This is a genomic window from Actinomadura sp. 1N219, from assembly GCF_044326405.1.
Lineage (GTDB): Bacteria > Actinomycetota > Actinomycetes > Streptosporangiales > Streptosporangiaceae > Spirillospora.
Map to the genome: position 1 here is coordinate 1 of NZ_JBIRAY010000042.1, position 641 is coordinate 641.

A 641-nucleotide genomic window follows, 5' to 3' on the forward strand; every position below is an offset into this window, starting at 1 on the left:
CTGGTTGCCGACTCCCCGAGGCATATCGCAGGCTCCCACGTCCTTCATCGGCTCCTGATGCCAAGGCATCCACCGTATGCCCTAAAAAACTTGAACACACAAAACGATCAAAACAAATCGCAGATAAACGAACAACACCACCACGACGGCGAACCATCACGGCAGCATCACCCGTTCACCAGAGATGCTCGCGTCCACTGTGCAGTTCTCAAAAAACAACCGGGCCCACCAGCACCCCACCCCCCAAACAGGAGGCGAGGTGTCTGGTCCCGCGATCCGAGGCCACCAGGCTCGCGCCCGTTTCCTCAGGACCCAACAGCGTGTCCACCAGCCCGCCCGCCCGGACCCGCCGTTCCCACTCCCCCTGGACCGAGGTCCAGCGGGCGGTACTTGCCGGGCCGCACGAGCGGCCTGGTGAATAGCCAGTGCTCCACATCTATGAGCAGCCACCTGACGGACATTCGCCGTCATAGGCGGCCACCGACCACGACCCCCCACCCCGAGGGGTGAGTGACCTGGCCAGTTGGTGCTCCTTAGAAAGGAGGTGATCCAGCCGCACCTTCCGGTACGGCTACCTTGTTACGACTTCGTCCCAATCGCCGGCCCCACCTTCGACCGCTCCCCCCACACAAGGTGGTTGG

At 62.7% G+C, this 641-nt stretch carries 2 rRNA genes; both read right to left on the minus strand.

The features are described from left to right. A 23S ribosomal RNA gene (locus ACH35V_RS42290) occupies nucleotides 1-96 on the minus strand; the annotation flags it as partial. Between the two features lie 441 nt (nucleotides 97-537). Next, a 16S ribosomal RNA gene (locus ACH35V_RS42295) occupies nucleotides 538-641 on the minus strand; the annotation flags it as partial.